Consider the following 16,177-nt stretch of genomic DNA (forward strand, 5'->3'; position numbering starts at 1 on the left):
TCTCTTTCAGGATAGTTTTTTATAATTAGCGTTTATAACTTACTATTAACCTCTATTTATATTGCATGTGCAATAATATTTATTATGTTTCACTAATAAAAACTACTCCCTAGCCCCTTTAGCTTATAAAATTCTTAGTGGTTTGGCTTGTCCAGATAAATATATCCATATAAATAATTAGTATCATATATTTCTCTATACCTAAAAGTTACACCATTCCAAGTTGATTCTGATATATAAATTTTACCACCATCTATTTTTTCAACTATTGCTACATGTCCATCGCCTCCAGAATTAGGCATGTTAGATTTCCAAACCGCAATAGCTCCTACTCTAGGTTGAGAACCATACTGATATTTACCGCTTTTTTGATTTGCGTCCCACCATTCATAGGCATTACCTATAAATCCTGCATCACTTGGCTTCACTCCTGTAATTTCCCAAGCTCGTCCCCAAGCGTACCATGTACAATTTCCTTTAATTGGTTTTCCTCCACTATAAAATGGTGGCGAAAGCTTAACTTTATAAAAAAGATTATCATCAGAATAGTAATACTTATTATCCGTACTTGGCTGTGTATTCCTTATATCACTAAGCGAACTACTGATAGCATTAGAATTTTTATTATCTACTGATGGAGTCTCTACACTAGAATTAGGTATATTAGAAGAGGTTGGACTCTTTGTTGTATCATCTTCAGGTTTATTAAACGTGACCCATTTAGAGCTTACCCATCCCTTTTTTCCATTTATTATTATGGGATAGAATCCATTCTTTTCATCATCAACAATTTTAACCTGTGCACCTCTGTATATAGTATCAATTATATCTGATGAAGTTGATGCATCTGATCGAACGTTTAATGAATCATTATTGGTTGCGACATATGCAATACGAGAATTCGTGTCATCCTTTACACCATTTACATTCTCTGATCCACTTTCTATTTGCTCAGTATTACCATTTAGCATTTCTCCGCTATCAGAGAAAGTATAAACTTTGCCACTTATGCCTAATGTTCCTGTTTCCATTTCTCCATTAAAATTAGTATAATACCAAGTGCCATTGTCATTTACCCATCCTATGCTCATTGCCCCATCATTATTAAAGTGATACCACTTTTCACCAACCTTTTTCCAACCTATAGTCATCTCTCCACTATTAGATAGGTTGTACCATTTTCCATTATCACTAAGCCATCCTGTTTTCATTATTCCATCTGTATTAAAATAATACCACTTTTCATCAATTTCTTTCCAACCAGTAGTTTTAATATCTCCATCTAACCAACTCCAACCATTGTTCTTATCATTAATCCATTTAGCTGATGCTGAGATATAACACATGTTTGTTACCATTAGAGTTGTCATTCCCGTTATTATAATCTTTTTAAGAAATTCTTTGTTCACTTTCTTTTCCCCTTCATAAATTATTTCTTATACGTAACTCATAATATACTCTTTTATTGTTTATACATAAAAAATTACTACATTAATTTCAATATAAAACTAATCTCAATAGGCTAAAAGAGTCCCCCCCTGGAAAATAAATAATACTCTAGGAATTTTAATCCTTATACATTAAATATTAACTCAAAATCACTTAATTAACAAACATAATTATAATTAAAAATAACAAAATCTGTATTTAGAAACATAATGAACTTTTTATATTTCTAAATACAGACAACCTTTGAATAATTATTAAATTTTGCAATGTCAAAATCCTCTAAATGAAAATTCTAAAACTCAATTAAAGAAATAACCTTATTATAATCAACACAATAACACCAGGAACTCCAAAAAAACCTGCTATTAAAGCGGTAATTGGATTAATCGCCAGCGAAAAATTAACATTTATGCCTATTAATCCGAGATTTGCAATAATAAAATTAGCTAAATATAATATTACAACGCCTATGATACCATTTATAAGTATTTTTATCGGCCATTTTAATAATCTTATCATTAAAAATAATAATATTATCCCTGCTAATCCGTATATTAAATATTGTCCCTCCATATTTAGCTCCCCCACTTTATTTATTCAACAATTCGTACATTATTTTCTACTACATAATTATGTTCTACTCTTATCCCCTTTTCTCTTGCTATTGATAATAAGTAATCATATCTTTTTCTTGCAACATTCTCTGAATAAATAGCTACTTCTATTAATTTGTCATCGTTAACATTATTAAACATGCTACGAGCCACATTTATTTCCATTTTTGCAATTTCCATATCATGTAATAACTTAGCATACATACTTGAGTCATTAGTCTTGTTCATCAGGTACTCTACAATATTTTTTTTATTCATGTAAATCCCTCCAAAAAACTTCTTACTACCATTTTATCCATCTAGTGGTAAAAATATACATAATTTGATTCCATAATTTATTTCAATAACTGTAACACTTTTTCAAATCTATATATATATTATACTTAAGAAGCTTTTCACTAATGCAGATAGAAACTTCTAACTCCCATCTATGTAACACTTTTTTAGGAACCTAATCTTATTTAGGTTCCTTTATTTTATATCTCTTTTCTTCCCTCTAGTGCTTTGGATAGTGTAATTTCATCTGCATAATCCAAATCACCACCAACAGGTATACCTGAAGCAATCCTAGTAACTTTAACATCAAGAGGTTTAAGTATCTTAGATATATACATTGCAGTCGCCTCTCCCTCTATATTAGGATTCGTTGCTAATATTACTTCCTTTACATCTTCGTTCATTCTAGAAACAAGCTCTCTAATTCTTATATCTTGAGGACCTCTTCCCTGCATTGGAGATATATTTCCATGTAATACATGATATATTCCATTGTACTCTTTAACCTTTTCCATTGTCATAATATCCTTTGGCTGCTCTACAACACATATTGTACCCTTATCTCTATTAGGATTCCCACATAATGCACAAGGATCTTTATCTGTAAAGTTTCCACATACCGAGCAATACTTAACCGTTCCTTTTGCCTTAACTAATGCATCCGCAAATTCCTTAACTTCATCATCCGGAAGATTTAAGATATGTAATGTTAATCTTTGAGCCGTCTTTTGTCCAATACTTGGTAGCTTGGCAAATTCTTCTATCAACTTTTCTATGGCTACTGGATAAAACTCCATCATAATTTATAATTCTCCTTTATCTATATTTTTAGCCTATTATAAAAAGCATACAGGCTGAAGTTTCTTCTACACTCCTGTATGCTAACTTATTAATAACTATTGAAATTCTTAGAATAACCCGCCTGGCATTCCGCCTGTTAGTTTACCCATTTTGCTTGAAGTTTCCTCTTCTGCTTTTCTTAGTGCTTCATTAACAGCACTCATTACTAGGTCTTCAAGCATTTCAACGTCATCTGCATCTACAACTTCTGGTTTTATGTTAATTGATGATACTTCTTTTTTACCAGTTACTTTTACAACTACAGCACCACCACCTACTGATGCTTCAAATTCCTTTGTCTCAAGTTCCTTTTGCATATCTTCCATTTGCTTTTGAAGCTTTTGTGCTTGCTTCATAAGGTTATTCATATTTCCGCCACCAAAGCCTCCTGGAAATCCACCTTTTGCCATAAAAAATCCTCCTCTTTCTTGAATCTCATTCATTAATTATAAAACATCTTTTATTAATACTCAAGTTCAATGAATAAGTAACTTCCTATTCATCATATATTTCAAATGGTATTCCTTCTATTGTTTCTTTTAATAGCTCTTCTTGATCTTTTACTTCATTATCATTTTTTACTACATAATCTACAATTACTTTTTCCTTTAGAACTTCTGAAAATACGGTATTCACAATTTCTCTGTATTCTGCCTTCTGCAACCTATCTTTATTAAATGCATACATTGAATCATATTCAAGTGTAACTATACCATTTTTTAAGCTATATGGTTTTGCTGTAACGATTGAAGCATAAACAATCATTGCCCTCTTTGCCTTGAATTTTTCTAATATTTCTGTCCATACTCTCCCAACATCATCTACTGTTAACGATGAGTTTGGATTAGCTTCTAAATTAACACCATTACTATTTATGTTGCCCTTATTAATAGCATTTCTACTTTGATTATTATTTGAATTAGTTCCTATATTATTATGTGCAGATTTTAATTCTTCATTAATATTTTCTGATTGAACCATTCGAATCTTGCCACTTTTTAATGATTCCTCCAACTTGTTTATTCTTGATAAAATAACCTCATTTGAAGTATCATACTCAATTTTACACATCTTTATAATAGCAAGCTCTAAATATAATCTACTTTGCTTGCTAGCTTTTGAATTTATTTCCGAATCCTGAAGTATTCTAATAGCTCTCATTATTTCTTCTACTCTAATCTTTCTTCCCTGCTCTTTAATCAAATGAATATTTTCAAGAGACATATCTAAAACTTCTTCTGGATTATTTGTAACCTTTACCATAAGTAAATTTCTAAAATGTGCTATTAAATCTTTAATGAACAATTGCATATCCTTACCAGAATAAACAAGCTTATCAATTATAATCATCGACTTTTCAATACTTCTATCTATAATGGCGTAAGTTATGTCAAACAAATATTCATTAGTTACAAGTCCCAATATACTAACTAAATCATCGTAATTAATTTTATCTTCACCCATAGCAATCGCTTGATCTAGTATACTTAATGCATCTCTCATCGCACCATCGCAGACTCTTGAAATTAAATCCAAACTTTTTTGCTCATAAGTTATTCCCTGTGAATCTGTTATCTTTTTAAGTCTACTAGATATTTCTTTTTGGCTTATTCTCTTAAAATCAAATCTTTGACATCTAGATAGAATAGTTATAGGTAACTTTTGGGGATCTGTTGTAGCTAATATAAATATTACTCTCTTAGGAGGCTCTTCTAAAGTTTTTAAGAACGCATTAACTGCTCCCACTGAAAGCATGTGAACCTCATCCATTATATATATTTTATACCTAGCTTCTTGTGGTGGATATTTTGTGTCATCTATAATATCTCTGATTTTGTCTATACCATTATTAGAAGCGGCATCAAGTTCTGTTACATCAATTGCTAATCCCTCATTTATTTTTCTACACATCTCACACTCGTTACATGGTTCTCCATTATGTAAATCTAGACAATTTAATGCCTTTGCCATTACTTTTGCAGTTGATGTTTTTCCTGTTCCTCTAGTTCCACAAAAAAGATAAGCATGTGCAATTCTATCGTTTAAAATTTCATTTTTTAACGTTGTAGTTATATGTTCCTGCCCAACAACGTCTTCAAAATTCTTTGGTCTCCACTCTCTATATAGTGCTGTATAACCCACGGGATACCACCTCGCCATTTCTCTTAAATATAACATTATTATACACTATTGCTTGTGCAATGCAAAATACACAATTAGTCTTATATTACATATATTTGAATAAATATTTTTAATATAAAAATATTTAAAAATAATTGCTAATAGTTTCTTCAACTTGCACTCCTTCTGAAGACCATGTACTTGTAATATGCTTTTATATAAAATATATTGGATGACTTGTTAAATAGTTTAGGTTAAAATGTATATTGAATAATTTTATTATAAAAATAGTTTTTAAATATAAGGAGGCATATCTATAATGAGTTTATATGATGATAAATATTTAGCCATTGCTAATGATATATTAGAAAATGGTTACTTCGATAATAACAGAACTGGAGTCAAGACTTATAAACTACCTCATCAAATTATGCAATTTAATTTAGAAAAAGAATTTCCAATACTAACAACAAAATTTGTGGCATTTAAAACTGCCGTTAAAGAACTTCTTTGGATCTTTAAAGATCAATCAAACAGTGTAAAAGAACTTCAATCTCAAAACGTAAAAATATGGGATGAATGGATGATGGAAGATGGAACTATCGGAACTTCTTATGGTTGGATAGTAAAAAAATTCGATCAAATGGATAAATTAATAGATGCATTGAAAAATAACCCACAAGATAGAAGAATGATGATTAATTTATGGCAAATTCCATATCTAGATAGCGCTCCATTATATCCTTGCTGCTTTCTTACAATGTGGGATGTAACTGATGGGAAGCTCAACTGTATGCTTGTTCAAAGAAGCGGAGATTGGGGACTTGGTGTTCCATTTAACACATCTCAGTATGCTGTATTAGTTCATCTATTAGCTCAAGTTACTGGACTTAAACCAGGATTATTTACTCATGTAATAAATAATGCTCATATATACGAAAATCAAGTAGATGGTTTGAAACTTCAACTTACAAGAAAAAATGATGCATATAATGCTCCAAAACTTTGGATCAATCCAGAAATTACAAATTTCTATGATTTTACTCCTGACGACATAAAATTAGAAGATTATAAGCATCATGAATCTATAAAAATGGACGTATCAGTATAATTAAATTTAAGGCATATGAAAGAAAATAATATACTTTTGATTGTGCCTAAGATAGGTGGGATAATAAATGATTTCAATAATTGTTGCTATTGCTAAAGATAATGTAATCGGGAAAGATAACAAATTATTATGGCATATTTCAGAGGATTTAAAGAGATTTAAAAAAATAACTACAGGCAAAAAAATGATTATGGGCAGAAAAACTTTTGAATCATTGCCTGGAATTTTACCAAATAGAGAACATATAGTTCTAACTAGAGATAATAATTTTAATGTAGATTCAGATAAGGTGACAATAGAGCACGATTTTAATTCAGTACTTCAAAGATATTTGGAGTGTGAAGATGAAGTCTTTGTAATTGGAGGTGCTGAAATTTATAAACAATTTCTCCCTTATGCAAAGAAATTATACTTAACAAAAGTAGATGAAGAATTTGAAGGCGATACATATTTCCCTGGAATTAATTATTCAAATTATAATGCTGAATACACATCAGAGAAATTTATTGATGAAAAGAATGGATTGCATTATACTTTTGTAAATTTAATACAGATGTAAATATACAGTAATATCAGTTTTAAATTCATATTACTCTATCATAATTACGAAGAATTAAATTCTATTTTAGAAATGGGCTAAAATACAACTTTAAAATAAAAAATCTTTAGAATTGGGGAATGTATTATGAAATTTGTAACTTTTAAGCATGAAGGTATAGAGCAAGTAGGAATACTAGCTCTCAATGAGCAAGGAGTTTATCCTATAAAATCTCTTGGCATTAATTATGATAGCATGATCTGTTTAATAGAAAACATAACAGATCATGAAATGGATCTTCTACAAAAATCATTAACTAATAATGATAAGGAATATATCTCCATAGAGGATATTTCTAAAATGCCTCCAATACCTAATCCTAATCAAGATATTATTTGTTTAGGTATCAACTATATGGAACATGCGGTTGAATCTGCTCGATATAAAAACGAAGCCTTTGGTGGGGATAGACCATATGCAGTATATTTTTCCAAAAGAGTGAATACTGCGACTGCTGATGGTGATTATATCCCTAGTTATCCACAAATAGTTGATAGTCTAGATTATGAGGCTGAATTAGCAGTCATCATTGGAAAAGACGCTAAAGATGTACCTAAAGAAAAAGCTTTTGATTATGTTTTTGGTTATACTATAATAAACGATGTGAGTGCAAGAAACCTTCAGACAAGACATAAACAATGGTATTTTGGTAAAAGTTTAGATGGTTTTACTCCAATGGGGCCTTGTATTGTCACTAAAGGTGAATTTGTTAATCCTCCAGTATTAAGGATATGCTCTAGAGTTAACGGAGAGCTAAGACAAAATAGTACTACTGATCTTATGATTACTTCAATACAAGACGTAATTCATGAATTGTCTCAGGGAATTACTTTAAAGGCTGGAACTATTATTGCAATGGGAACTCCAGCTGGTGTAGGCATGGGATTCATACCACCTAAATTCCTAAAGCCTGGCGATATAGTTGAATGCGAAATTGAAGGTATAGGCTGTCTTAAAAATATTGTAAAGTAAATAGTAAATTTAAATAAATAATAAATAGGATAAGAAAATGAGGGTATTTCATTACTGAAATGCCCTCACTTTCTTATCCTATTGTGTCCTATGTTAATCCTATTGAAGAATAACCTAATTAATTTTTCATTTCCATGCTATAATTAAACATTAAAATAAACCATGCACCTCGCTTCGTTATTAGTTTTCTATACGTTACTAATGCAGTTAGCTCAGACCAGATTGATCCACGGCACATGGAAGGAACCACTTATCGCTGCTTCCTTCCAGATCTGACGAGGTTCATGGGCTTCCATTGCGTGGGACCCAGTCATCAACACCACTTACAAAAGTCAGACTATAAATCGCTAATACCTAAGCGAGGAATTCAATCCTGCTATAGCGGATTGCAGGTTACAGGGCACCGCTAACTCCCCATCTAGCATGGCAATGGTGGAATGATAAGGGTTTGCACCTTAATTTCTCCTATTGAGAAAATCGTCTCTTCTCAGACGTCAAACCATGTTAATCATTGCTTTTATCAAAAACATATTTTTAAAATTATTATTAATTTATTAAATGTCATTTTCGATACTTGTTAATGATAACACATAAAAAGTCTAAATTCAAGAACATTATTACTGTCTTTATGTTAAATTTATTCCATACATACCATAATACAATAACAAAATTAACTTTACATCAATTCTTCCCTCATATTTTTTATTTAAATAAGCCTTAAATCTTTTCAAATTAAAGATTATCTATTCTTCAACAAGAATGATATGCTCCTTCTCTACGCCAGCTAAAGCTGCAAATATTTCAAATAAATTGCTGTCATTAACCTGATCTTTATATTTTTCATAATATCCAACAGCATGTTCTTCTTTTTGTTTTGCTAATTGTAAAAGTGCACTATCACTATCATATCTATCATAGCTGACTTTACTTAAATTAGGAGCCTTTATAAAATCACCTAGTCTTTGATGTATTTTTGAATGACATATTTCTATTTTTGATAATGCTCCAAATACTTTTTTGACTTTATCATTTTTAGCTTTCATAGCTGCCGTATTATAAAAGTCACCATTAAAGATCTCAAGCTTAACAGCATGATCTAAAATCTTCAAAGTATTTTCATCAAACGAGTCACTTTGTACTGTAATTATTTCATTACTTTCACTTAAATACTCCTTGCCTACACCACAAAATGGACAATGAATAATATTGTCTATCGAATTCTTATTAATAAAAGCTTCTTCATTAAGGTTAAAATTTCTTTCATTTATTTCCATACCACATATTTTACACTTCAAATAGTCCATCCCCCTTAAATTTCATATATATTTTAACATACTTTTCATAAACTCATTGCCTTAATATTATCTTTTTTTAGTTTTTTAAAATAACTATTCTTTTCTAAATTGATATACTGCATGCTAGTCTAGCTAAGGCAACTCCCCCTATGCTTAAAAATACATTTAATAAAATGTTAGCAATTCCAAATAAGTATCTTCCATCGCTAATTAAATTTATTGTTTCATAGCTAAATGTTGAAAATGTTGTTAACCCACCCATAACACCTGTTGTCAAAAAGAGCTTTAAATTGGGCGATATCAAATCTGTTGAAACACTTAGTTCCATTATCATTCCTATAAGGAAACCTCCAACTACGTTTACTATTAATGTTCCCAATGGAATATTAGAATTTATCATTTTTGCTGATTGTATGGTCACTAGGTATCTCATTACAGCTCCAATGCAACCACCTATTCCAACATAAATAATCTTTTGCAAAATAATCTCCTCCTTAATAATAAAAAAACTCCCGCCTTCTAAAGCAAGAGTCTTTCACATAGCGTATGTCATATTAACCTCGCTATATTTAATCAGTTTTTCTTATAAATGTTATTATATATCAGAGAGTTTCAAAAGTAAATTATAATTAACTTTTCGAACCTAATTTGTTTCTAATATAAAGTAACTTTATAACCACAGTAACTACTACCAACAAAATTATTATGCTCATTAATTCAAGCATAAAAAACTCTTCTGGCAATGCATTTATTATAGGATCAGTTCTAGGATCAAATATCCAGTAATTATTTCTAAAGAATATTTTATGAAAATAAATAAATGCTTTAGAAAAATCCTTTGCTGATATTGCACCAACAAATATGAATATTACTGCCATCATATTTACACCACTATTAAAATTTGCTATAAGCCTCTTTTTTAAATCATTTGATTTATTAGCCAATACTTTAAAGATTATAACTCCAATAAATATTATACTAAATACATATAGCGCTATAAATATTCTCTTCACCTCAAAAAAGTGTATCCTTCCGAATTCACTCATAGTTATACTATTAAACTTTAATTCCTTAATAAACGGATTCTGAACATAATAAATTACTCTTTTATAGTTATCCATTAATATTTCTGTTGATAATCCAGTGTATTCATTTAATTTATATCTTTGTATTGCATAACCATATATACTAGTTGTATTTAAAACACTTAAAACTATAATGGATATAATTGATATCGCATAAAATATATCTCTACAAATCCCCAAAGCTATTCTTAAAACTTTTGAAAATATACTCTTATTTATATGAATTCACTTCCTTAAATAATCTAATTCGCCTTTAATAAAACCACTTATGATTCAAAATCACAAATGGTTTTATTATAAAAATTATAAATATTCTAAATTGTGTTTTTCTCCATTGAAATGTTAACCTCAATATTCATATCTCCAACACCCATTTGCACACATACAACTTTATCTGAACTCGCATTTGCAGTAAAGCTTCCATGTACAAGAGTTGGTGTAGATATATTTATATTAATATCTTCTTTTGAAAAATTAGTTGCTACAGTTGCAGTTAACATATTTGTAAGTTCTGAAATTGCACTTTGAGCCAATTCATCAAATTGTTCAACTGGCATTCCCATCATCATTGTAGATGCTATTCGTTTTGCATCATCTAAGCTTAACCCATAAATAACATTACCTTTAATGTCACCTATAATACCAACAATAATGACAACTCCAGGACTCTCTATAAATCTGCCTCTTAGACTTATTCCTTTTTTCTCTACATCAGGTAACCCTAACTGTGGCAATACACTTGCAAAAGAATTTAATATTGGATTTATATAATTGACATCCATTCTCCTTCACCTCTTCCAAAGCCTATACTAATTGATAAATCTCCGAACTGAGTTTTTGCATTTGCAGAATAAGTAGTTTCTAATTCTGCTTTCGATATACTAATTGATTCTCCATGGAATGTGGTTGGCGGAGCAACCCTTAATCCAAATATCCTATTTCTTTTGTTTATCATTGAACATGCATTTCCTGCCGCCATATTTGTTATCTCAGACATAACATTAAGCATTTCTTCAGTATTCTTTACCTCTCTCTTAAGCAATGCCTTTCCTATGCTATTAGCAGTTTCAAATGACATATCGAAAATTATTCTTCCTGAATACTTTCCTATAACCCCCATGACAATTGAAATTCCCTTGCTAATTTTCTCAACATTTTCATTGCTTTCATGTGTAATCACCGGTACTGTTTTAGTAAGCTTATTAAATACATCTAATAGAGCCTCTCTAAACACTGATGAATATAGACCTTCCAATTCTAAAAACAGTTCTTCATCTGCCATAACTCTATTTATTAATAATGTTAATTCTTCTGCATCTACTGGCTTTTGTGCGTACCCACATACGTGATTCTTTTTCGCTTTTCTTACTATTTCATCATCCATCATAGAACTAACAATTATAACTTTAATATTAGGATCAATTTTATGTATTTCCCTTGTACATTCAAATCCATCAGTTCCCGGCATAGTCATATCCATTGTTACTAAATCCGGCTTCACATTTGTAACAACCTCAATGGTTTCAGCTAAAGAACCTGCTTCACCCACAACATTAAATCCACTTTCTGTTAATAAATCTCTCAATAAAGCAATTTGAAAAGGCGAGTCATCCACTATAACAATATTCACATTTTTCATAATTACACCACCTACCCCTTTATTTATAAATACAATCAACCTACCTAACTTTAATATCAATCTGTCTCACAATTCTCTTTTTAAAAATAACCATTAAAATTAATATGCTTTGTAAGTTAATCATATTATCATTATATTTTAAATTCTACTAATACTCAACGAAATTTCTACATAATATAATAAATTTATCATATTAATACATATTATAGTTAGGATAAAAATCAGTAAATTGCCCTATTTCTTATTTAATATTTATATTATATTTTAAGCTTGTCATTTTCTGTATTCTCAGATAACACCTATGCTTACAAACTTTTAATTTATCTATATTTATTACCCAAAGAGTATTTTAATATAAAAAAATAAAGTCAATTACAGTAATAACCTTTTATGTAATATTCCATCCACTATGAATAGCCCTATAAGCTATCTTATAGGGCTATTCATATATACTTATTATTTAAGTTTTACTAATAATTCACCTGTTTTAACTTGTTGTCCTTCACTTACTAAAACAGATTCAATAGTTCCCGCACTAGATGCAACAATATTTGTTTCCATCTTCATTGCTTCTACTACAAGTAAACTATCTCCTTCTTTAACTGTATCTCCAGCTTTAACAAGTACCTTAATTATAGTTCCTGGAATACTTGCACCAATTTCTAACTTATTATCAGTATCAGCCATCTTGGAAGCATTAACTGAATTAGAGTTGCTTATTATTCTTTCTGTTTTATCTTTTATTTTTATCTCTCTTCTATTTCCGTTAATTTCAAAATCTAAAGTTCTATTTCCTTCTTCATCTAACTTGCCAATTTCAACTAGTTGAACAATCATTGTTTTACCTTCTGCGACTTCAATTTCACTAGTTTCACCTTCTGCAAGTCCATGGAAGAATACATCACTACCCATGCGGCTTAAATCACCATACTCTAATATAGACTTAATATATGCTTCAAATACATCTGGATATAATGCATAACTTATTATATCTTTCATGCATGGTGTAAATTTGTATTTATCTTTTAAATATGCTTCAATTTTATTAAAATCCTCTGGAGGTAGTAATTCTCCAGGTCTAACAGTTATAGGCTCTTCTCCTCTTAAAACAAGTTCCTGTAATTCCTTAGGGAATCCACCCTCTGGTTGACCCATCATTCCTTTGAAATATGAAACTATTGAATCTGGAAATGCCATATTCTTAGCCTTTTCAAGTATATTTTCTGGTGTCAAATCATTTTTAACCATGAATATAGCCATATCTCCAACCATTTTTGATGACGGAGTAACCTTTATTATATCTCCAAGCATATCATTTACTTTTTTATACATATGTTTTACATCGTTAAATCTATGCCCAAGTCCAAAACTTTCAACTTGTGGTTTTAAGTTTGAATATTGTCCGCCAGGAATCTCAAATTTATAAATTTCGGCACTTCCTGATTTCAAATCAGACTCAAATTGATTATAAACTGGTCTTACTGTATCCCAGTAATCAGATACTTTTTGAATTCCACTTAAATCGATACCTGTATCTCTATCTGTATTTCCAAGAGCTGCTACTATTGAGTTTAACGCTGGCTGACTTGTAAGACCTGACATACTATTGAAAGTTGTGTCAACTATATCAACTCCAGCATCTGCTGCCATTAATACTGTAGCAACACCATTACCAGTAGTATCATGCGTATGAAGATGAATAGGAATTGAAACTTCATTCTTCAATGCAGTTATAAGTTTCTTAGCTGCATAAGGTTTAAGTAATGCAGACATATCCTTTATAGCAAGAATATGTGCTCCCATTTTTTCAATTTCCTTAGCTTTATCTACATAATATTTCAAGCTATATTTGTCTCTAGTTTCATCTAAAATATCACCAGTATAACATAATGCAACTTCTGCTACCTTATTACATTTTAGTACTTCATCTAATGACACCTCTATGCCTTTCAACCAGTTGAGTGAATCAAAAATTCTAAATACATCTATTCCATTCTCTGCCGATTCTTTTATAAATTCTCTTATTACATTGTCAGGATAGTTCTTATATCCAACAGCATTTGCCCCTCTAATAAGCATTTGGAACATAACATTCGGAATTCTCTTTCTTAATGACTCAAGTCTCTTCCATGGAGATTCCTTTAAAAATCTATAAGCTGTATCAAAAGTAGCTCCACCCCACATTTCAAGTGAGAATAAGTCATTTCCATAAACAGCTGTTGCCTTCGCTATGTTCTTCATATCCTGAGTTCTAACACGAGTTGCCATTAATGATTGTTGTGCATCTCTCATTGTTGTATCTGTAAGAAGTAGTTTCTTTTGATCTTTTATCCATTTAACTACACCTTCTGGACCTTGAGCATCTAAAATTTGCTTAGTACCACTTAATCCATCTAAAGAAGTTATAACTGGAATATCCGGTACATCATATTCTCTCTTCTTTCCTTTAGTCTCATTTACAACTTTTTCTCCAATGAATTTTAAAATTCTATATTCTTCATCACTTCTCGCTGTTATATCAAATAATTGCGGATTATCAGCTATAAAGTTAGTATCACATTCACCTTTTTTGAACTTTTCATGATTTAACACGTTTATTAAGAAATCAACGTTTGTCTTAACGCCTGAAATTGTTAATTCCTTAATTGCACGTATAGACTTTCTAACTGCATCATCAAAGGTTCTCGCATATGCAGTACTCTTTACAAGTAAACTATCATAATATGGACTTATTATTGCGCCACTATATCCATTCCCTCCATCAAGTCTAATACCAAAACCTGATCCAGTTCTATACACATCAATTTTACCTGTATCTGGTGAAAAGTTATTTGTAGGATCTTCTGTAGTTATTCTACATTGTATTGCATATCCTCTTGGTTTTATATCATCTTGAGAATTTATTCCTACTTCCTTAGAACCTAATTCGTATCCTTCTGCTATTAATATTTGGCTTTGAACTATATCAATACCTGTAGTCATTTCAGTTATTGTATGTTCAACTTGAATTCTTGGATTCATTTCTATAAAATAGTGATTTCCATGCATATCAACTAAAAATTCTAAAGTTCCTGCACTTCTATATCCTACAGATTTAGCTATTTTAAGTGCATCTGCACATATTTCTTCTCTTTTTTCTTGCGTTAATGATAATGCTGGAGCAATTTCGACAACCTTTTGATGTCTTCTTTGAATAGAACAATCTCTCTCATAAAGATGAACTATATTTCCGTACTTATCTCCTAGCACCTGTATTTCAATATGTTTTGGTCCTTCGATATATTTTTCGATAAACATATCGTCATTACCAAAAGCTTTTTTAGCCTCATTTTTAGCATTTCTAAAAGCAACAAGAAGTTCTTCCTCGTTCCTTACTATTCTCATACCTCTGCCGCCACCACCTGCAGCAGCTTTTATCATTACAGGGAAACCACACAATTTAGCAACTTCAAAGGCTTCATCCTCAGAAGCTATAGGCTTTTCTACTCCTGGTATTACTGGAACACCAACACTTTTAGCTACTATTTTTGATTTGATTTTATCCCCTAATTTATCCATCATTTCTGGTTTCGGACCAATGAATTCTATACCCGCTTCTTCACATCTTCTAGCAAAGTCTGGATTTTCAGATAAAAATCCATATCCTGGATGGATAGCGTCTACATGTTTTTTTAATGCAAGATTTATTATTTCGTCAATGTTTAAATAAGCTTCAACTGGCCCCTTATTTTTTCCAATTTGGTATGCTTCATGAGCTTTAGTTCTAAAAAGAGCAAACTTATCTTCTTCTGTGTATATAGCCACAGTTCTTATTCCAAGTTCATGACAAGCTCTGAAAATTCTTATTGCTATTTCGCCTCTGTTTGCAACCAGTACTCTTTTAAATTTTTTCCCCAATTAAAATACAACTCCTTCAATGCTTATTTTTTATTTCATATGAATTATCTTTTAATGCATGGATTAGTTCTTAAAAACTAATTATGCAATTTTTATAACTCATAAGTTGTCATAATACAAATTTTGTTCATTAAAAAATTAATATATTGATTATAACATATTTGACGCTAAATGATACATATTATTTATCTTTTCTATTAATTTTTACACGATTTTTACTATGGCTATAAGTTATTTTTTTTCATAAATATGAAATTTAAAAAATTTTTTCTTTCATTTT

At 30.4% G+C, this 16,177-nt stretch carries 15 protein-coding genes and 1 other RNA gene; 3 read left to right on the forward strand and 13 right to left on the reverse strand.

Annotated features, from left to right (window positions below; all coding sequences use genetic code 11):
- Positions 1–134: 134 nt before the first annotated feature.
- The 6 genes from PZA12_RS24090 to dnaX all read right to left on the reverse strand — a co-directional run bounded on the left by PZA12_RS24090 (position 135) and on the right by dnaX (position 5,321).
- Positions 135–1,409 (reverse strand): CHAP domain-containing protein, encoded by a 1,275-nt coding sequence (locus tag PZA12_RS24090; protein ID WP_103698404.1) that lies wholly within the window; start codon positions 1,407–1,409, stop codon positions 135–137.
- Positions 1,410–1,752: 343 nt separating this feature from the next.
- Positions 1,753–2,022, reverse strand: a complete 270-nt coding sequence (locus PZA12_RS24095) for a pro-sigmaK processing inhibitor BofA family protein (RefSeq protein ID WP_023974900.1) — start codon at positions 2,020–2,022, stop codon at positions 1,753–1,755.
- Between the two features lie 20 nt (positions 2,023–2,042).
- A complete protein-coding gene (locus PZA12_RS24100; RefSeq protein ID WP_077838921.1) occupies positions 2,043–2,321 on the reverse strand; it encodes a YaaL family protein in 279 nt (92 codons plus the stop codon).
- A 218-nt stretch (positions 2,322–2,539) separates the two neighbouring features.
- Positions 2,540–3,136, reverse strand: coding sequence for a recombination mediator RecR (recR, locus tag PZA12_RS24105; protein WP_077844315.1), 597 nt, complete (start codon positions 3,134–3,136; stop codon positions 2,540–2,542).
- 111 nt (positions 3,137–3,247) lie between these two features.
- Positions 3,248–3,589 carry a YbaB/EbfC family nucleoid-associated protein gene (locus PZA12_RS24110; RefSeq protein WP_023974902.1) on the reverse strand — a complete coding sequence of 114 codons (342 nt, stop codon included), beginning with the start codon at positions 3,587–3,589 and terminating at the stop codon, positions 3,248–3,250.
- 85 nt (positions 3,590–3,674) lie between these two features.
- Positions 3,675–5,321 (reverse strand): DNA polymerase III subunit gamma/tau, encoded by a 1,647-nt coding sequence (gene dnaX / locus PZA12_RS24115; RefSeq protein ID WP_103698403.1) that lies wholly within the window; start codon positions 5,319–5,321, stop codon positions 3,675–3,677.
- A 298-nt stretch (positions 5,322–5,619) separates the two neighbouring features.
- On the opposite strand from dnaX, the gene PZA12_RS24120 reads away from it, so the two are divergent.
- From PZA12_RS24120 to PZA12_RS24130, 3 genes are all read left to right on the forward strand, one after another.
- A complete protein-coding gene (locus tag PZA12_RS24120; RefSeq protein ID WP_017212280.1) occupies positions 5,620–6,411 on the forward strand; it encodes a thymidylate synthase in 792 nt (263 codons plus the stop codon).
- 67 nt (positions 6,412–6,478) lie between these two features.
- Positions 6,479–6,970, forward strand: a complete 492-nt coding sequence (locus PZA12_RS24125; RefSeq protein WP_103698402.1) for a dihydrofolate reductase — start codon at positions 6,479–6,481, stop codon at positions 6,968–6,970.
- Positions 6,971–7,096: 126 nt separating this feature from the next.
- Entirely contained in the window at positions 7,097–7,981 is an 885-nt protein-coding gene (locus PZA12_RS24130; protein WP_078117523.1) for a fumarylacetoacetate hydrolase family protein, read from the forward strand.
- A gap of 160 nt (positions 7,982–8,141) precedes the next feature.
- Here the strand turns inward: PZA12_RS24130 and ffs are convergent.
- The 7 genes from ffs to PZA12_RS24165 all read right to left on the reverse strand — a co-directional run bounded on the left by ffs (position 8,142) and on the right by PZA12_RS24165 (position 15,897).
- Positions 8,142–8,408, reverse strand: an RNA gene (ffs, locus tag PZA12_RS24135) — signal recognition particle sRNA large type.
- Between the two features lie 316 nt (positions 8,409–8,724).
- Positions 8,725–9,276, reverse strand: a complete 552-nt coding sequence (locus tag PZA12_RS24140; protein WP_078117524.1) for a ferritin-like domain-containing protein — start codon at positions 9,274–9,276, stop codon at positions 8,725–8,727.
- Between the two features lie 103 nt (positions 9,277–9,379).
- Positions 9,380–9,757: a fluoride efflux transporter CrcB gene (gene crcB, locus PZA12_RS24145; RefSeq protein ID WP_077841656.1), complete on the reverse strand. Its 378-nt coding sequence runs from the start codon at positions 9,755–9,757 to the stop codon at positions 9,380–9,382.
- A 148-nt stretch (positions 9,758–9,905) separates the two neighbouring features.
- On the reverse strand, positions 9,906–10,541 hold the full coding sequence (locus tag PZA12_RS24150) for a TIGR01906 family membrane protein (protein WP_078117525.1): 636 nt from the start codon (positions 10,539–10,541) through the stop codon (positions 9,906–9,908).
- 134 nt (positions 10,542–10,675) lie between these two features.
- On the reverse strand, positions 10,676–11,143 hold the full coding sequence (locus PZA12_RS24155; RefSeq protein WP_078117526.1) for a chemotaxis protein CheX: 468 nt from the start codon (positions 11,141–11,143) through the stop codon (positions 10,676–10,678).
- Entirely contained in the window at positions 11,125–12,000 is an 876-nt protein-coding gene (locus tag PZA12_RS24160; RefSeq protein WP_078117527.1) for a response regulator, read from the reverse strand. Before PZA12_RS24160 ends, PZA12_RS24155 begins: the two co-directional genes overlap by 19 nt.
- 456 nt (positions 12,001–12,456) lie before the next feature.
- Positions 12,457–15,897 carry a pyruvate carboxylase gene (locus tag PZA12_RS24165; RefSeq protein ID WP_078117528.1) on the reverse strand — a complete coding sequence of 1,147 codons (3,441 nt, stop codon included), beginning with the start codon at positions 15,895–15,897 and terminating at the stop codon, positions 12,457–12,459.
- Between the last annotated feature and the right edge of the window lie 280 nt (positions 15,898–16,177).

Source organism: Clostridium beijerinckii, assembly GCF_036699995.1.
GTDB classification, from domain to species: Bacteria; Bacillota; Clostridia; order Clostridiales; family Clostridiaceae; genus Clostridium; species Clostridium helianthi.

Coding starts and splice junctions, on each gene's coding strand:
- PZA12_RS24095 (WP_023974900.1), bottom strand. CDS start 2,022: ATGGAGGGACAATATTTAATATACGGATTAGCAGGGATAATATTATTA.
- PZA12_RS24100 (WP_077838921.1), bottom strand. CDS start 2,321: ATGAATAAAAAAAATATTGTAGAGTACCTGATGAACAAGACTAATGAC.
- recR (WP_077844315.1), bottom strand. CDS start 3,136: ATGGAGTTTTATCCAGTAGCCATAGAAAAGTTGATAGAAGAATTTGCC.
- PZA12_RS24110 (WP_023974902.1), bottom strand. CDS start 3,589: ATGGCAAAAGGTGGATTTCCAGGAGGCTTTGGTGGCGGAAATATGAAT.
- PZA12_RS24120 (WP_017212280.1), top strand. CDS start 5,620: ATGAGTTTATATGATGATAAATATTTAGCCATTGCTAATGATATATTA.
- PZA12_RS24125 (WP_103698402.1), top strand. CDS start 6,479: ATGATTTCAATAATTGTTGCTATTGCTAAAGATAATGTAATCGGGAAA.
- PZA12_RS24130 (WP_078117523.1), top strand. CDS start 7,097: ATGAAATTTGTAACTTTTAAGCATGAAGGTATAGAGCAAGTAGGAATA.
- PZA12_RS24155 (WP_078117526.1), bottom strand. CDS start 11,143: ATGGATGTCAATTATATAAATCCAATATTAAATTCTTTTGCAAGTGTA.
- PZA12_RS24160 (WP_078117527.1), bottom strand. CDS start 12,000: ATGAAAAATGTGAATATTGTTATAGTGGATGACTCGCCTTTTCAAATT.